This window comes from Streptomyces bicolor, from assembly GCF_000719285.1.
GTDB lineage: Bacteria > Actinomycetota > Actinomycetes > Streptomycetales > Streptomycetaceae > Streptomyces > Streptomyces bicolor.
This window is the reverse complement of record NZ_JOFS01000082.1, coordinates 1-3,832: the sequence shown is the minus strand read 5'-3', so window position 1 is coordinate 3,832 and position 3,832 is coordinate 1. Positions and strand designations below refer to the sequence as shown.

The following is a 3,832-nucleotide window of genomic DNA, read 5'->3' as shown; positions in this document are numbered from 1 at the left end:
CCTGCGCAACGACACCTCCGGCGACCCCACGTTCCGCGAACTCCTGGCCCGCACCCGCGAAACCGACCTGGCCGCCTACTCCCACCAGGACATCCCGTTTGAACGACTGGTGGAAGCGATCAACCCCCAGCGCTCACTGGCCCGCAATCCCCTGTTCCAGGTGATGCTGGCGCTGCACACCCAGACGGCTCCCTCGTTCGACCTGCCCGGTCTGTCGGCCGTCACGGAGAACCTCACCAAGGACGTGACCAGCTTCGATCTCACGTTCAACTTCTACGAGGTCACGGACGGCTCCGGAGAGCCCGCGGGTCTCGACGGCTTCCTGGAGTACCGCACCGACCTGTCCGACATGACCACCGCGGAGCGGTTCACCGAGTGGCTCCGGCTGCTGCTGGCGGCCGTCGCCGAGCACCCCGACCTGCCGATCGGCGCCGCCGAACTGCTCTCCCCGGCCGAGCGGAACGAACTGCTCGCCGAGGGGGCGGGCGACCCGGCTCCTGAGCACCGGTTCTTCACCGACCTGTTCCAGGAGCAGGTGGCGCTCCGCCCGAACGCACCGGCGCTGGAGCACGAGGGCACCGTCCTCACCTATGCCGAGCTGAACACGCGGGCCAACCACGTGGCCCACTGGCTGATCCGGCAGGGCATCGGCTCCGAGCAGCTGGTGGCACTGGCGGTGCCGCGGTCGGTGGAGATGGTGGCGGCGCTGCTGGGCGTCCTGAAGGCCGGCGCCGCCTTCCTTCCCGTCGATCCGGAATACCCGGCGGACCGCGTCGCCTTCATGCTCCGGGACGCCGCACCGGTCCGCGTGCTCACGAGCCGGGACATTGCCGGGCGGCTCCCGCAGGGCGGCCCGGAGGTTCTGATCCTCGACGACCCCGCGGCCCTGGCCGGACTCGACGGTACCGATCCCACGGATGCCGAGCGGACCTCTCGGCTCCGGCCCGACGGCCTGGCGTACACCGTCTACACCTCCGGCTCCACCGGCGCCCCCAAGGGCGTGGCCGTCAGCCACCGCGGCATCTGCGCGCTGGCCACCACGCTGGCGGAGAAGTACCAGGTCCGGCCGGACGACCGGGTCCTCCAGTTGGCCTCGATCAGCTTCGACATGGCTCTCGAGGACTTCCTCCGGGCGTTCTGCTTCGGCGCGACCCTCGTCGTCCCCGCGCCCGGTCCCCTCGTCGGGGACGCCCTCGGCGACTTTCTGGAGCAGCGCCGGATCTCCTGTGCCGACATGCCGCCCAGCGTGCTCGCCACCCTGCCAGCGCGGCCCTTCCCCGCCCTGCGTGTGCTGAGCGTCGGCGGCGAGGCGTGCCCCCCTGCGCTGACCGCGCGCTGGGCGGCCGGTCGGCGGATGCTGAACCTCTACGGGCCCACCGAGTCGACTATTTCGGCGACGGCCAGCGAGCCGCTGTCCGCTACCGACCCGTCCGCGTCCACTCCCATCGGAGCGCCGGTGCGGGGCACCCGCGTGTACGTCCTGGACGAGCGGCTGCGACTGGCGCCGCGAGGAGTGCCGGGAGAGTTGTACATCGCCGGCGCAGGCCTGGCCCGGGGGTACCTGCGTCGTCCGGGGCTAACGGCGGAGCGGTTCGTGGCCGACCCCTTCGGCCCGGCCGGCAGCCGGATGTACCGCACCGGTGACCTGGTGCGGTGGCGGGAGGGTCAGCTTGAGTTCGTCGGCCGGGCCGACGACCAGGTGAAGATCCGCGGCTTCCGCATCGAACTCGGCGAGATCGAGGCGGTGCTGGGTCGTCATCCGGCGGTGTCGCAGGTCGCGGTGGTGGTACGTGAGGACCAGCCCGGTGACAAACGCCTGGTGGGCTATGTGGTGACCGGGTCCGGGGGCCGTGCCGTGGGCGCCGAGGCCCTGCGCGCTCATGTGGGCGGGTCCTTGCCGGAGTTCATGGTTCCTTCGGCGTTCGTGGTGCTGGACCGTCTGCCGTTGACCACCAACGGCAAGCTGGACCGGCGGGCCCTGCCTGTGCCCGTGTACGAGGCGGAAGTGGGCGGGCGCAGTGCGCGCGGTCCGCAGGAGGAGATCCTATGCGGGCTGTTCGCCGAGATCCTGGGCGTACCCGCCGTGGGTATCGACGACAGCTTCTTCGAACTGGGCGGGCATTCCCTGCTGGCGGCCCGGATGGTCAGCCGGATCAGGTCGGTTCTGGGTGTCGAGGTGCCGGTACGGACCTTGTTCGAGGCTCCGACGGTTGCCGACCTGACCGGTCGGCTCTCGGAGGCGGGTTCGGCCAGGCCCGCGTTGACGGTGGTGGAGCGCCCGGAGGTGGTGCCGCTGTCGCCGGCGCAGAACCGGCTGTGGTTCCTCAACAAGCTGGAAGGGGCGAGTGCCACCTACAACGTCCCGGTCGCGTTCCGGATCACCGGGGACCTGGACACGGGGGCTCTCGAGCAGGCTCTGAACGATGTGGTGGTCCGGCACGAAAGCCTGCGGACTGTCTTCCAGGAGATCGACGGAAACCCGGCCCAGATCGTGCTGGGAACGAGCGCCGTACACCTGAAGCTACGTCAGATCAACTGTGATGCCAGTGAGTTGAACGAGGTGCTGCGCACGGCCGGGCGGTACGTCTTCGACCTGTCAGCCGAAACTCCGCTGAGGGCAACGCTGTTCACCGTCGGACCGAAGGAACGGGTCCTCCTGCTGCTCCTGCACCACATCGCGAGCGACGGCGCCTCGATGAGGCCGCTCGTGCGCGATCTGGAGACCGCGTTCCGCGCCAGGCTCCAGGGCCACGCACCGGCGTGGTCCGCGCTCCCGGTGCAGTACGCCGACTACACCCTGTGGCAGCGACAGCTCCTCGGCACGGAAGCCGACCCCGACTCCCTGGTGAGCAAGCAACTGACGTACTGGACACAGGAGCTGGCAGGCATCCCGGACCGTCTCGAGTTGCCGTTCGACCACTCCCGGCCGAAGGCGGCCACCTACCGTGGCGACATGGTGCCGGTCCGCATCAACCCCGAGGTGCACCGCGCGCTCATCGACCTGGCCCGGGACACGAACACCACGGTGTTCATGGTGCTCCAGGCCGCCGTCGCCACCCTGCTGAGCCGGCTGGGCGCGGGGTCGGACATCCCGATCGGGACCCCGAGCTCAGGACGCACCGACGAGAGCCTCGACGATCTGGTCGGCCTCTTCCTCAATACGCTCGTGCTGCGGACCGACACCTCGGGGAACCCGACGTTCCGGGAGCTTCTGGAGCGGGTCCGCAAGACCGCCCTGACCGCCTACATGCACCAGGACGTGCCGTTCGAGCGAGTGGTCGAGGCCGTCAATCCGACTCGCTCGCCGTCCTGGCATCCGCTCTTCCAGGTCATGGTGGTCCTTCAGAACACCGGTGGTCACGAGTTCTCGCTGCCCGGCACGTTGACTGAACCCGAGGAGGCGTTCAGCACCTGTACGGCCAAGTTCGATCTCGGTTTCATCCTCAACGAGCGCTACGACGCCGACAACCGTCCGGCCGGGCTCGACGGGATGCTGGAGTACAGCACCGACGTCTTCCGGGAGGGCACCGCCGAACGGATGGTGGCCCAGCTGGTACAGGTGCTGACCCAGCTCGGCAGCGCTCCCGACCGCCGGATCAATGAAACGGACATTCTGTCGCCGGCAGAGCGTGTGCGGTTGTTGGAGTCGTGGGCCGGGGCGGAGCCCGGTGGGGGGCTGGGTGCCAGTTCGGTGCAGGCGGCTTTCGCGGCGCAGGTGCTGCGGTCCCCGGAGGGGGTGGCGGTGCGGTGTGCGGGGCGGGAGCTGTCGTACCGGGAACTCGACGAGCGGGCCAATCAGTTGGCGCACCGGCTGGTGGGTCTGGGGGTGGGG

At 69.7% G+C, this 3,832-nt stretch carries 1 protein-coding gene; it reads left to right on the top strand.

Annotated elements, in window-relative coordinates; genetic code table 11:
- A partial coding sequence (locus IF78_RS0142640) for a non-ribosomal peptide synthetase (RefSeq protein WP_031488116.1) occupies window positions 1–3,832 on the top strand: 3,832 nt, incomplete at both ends.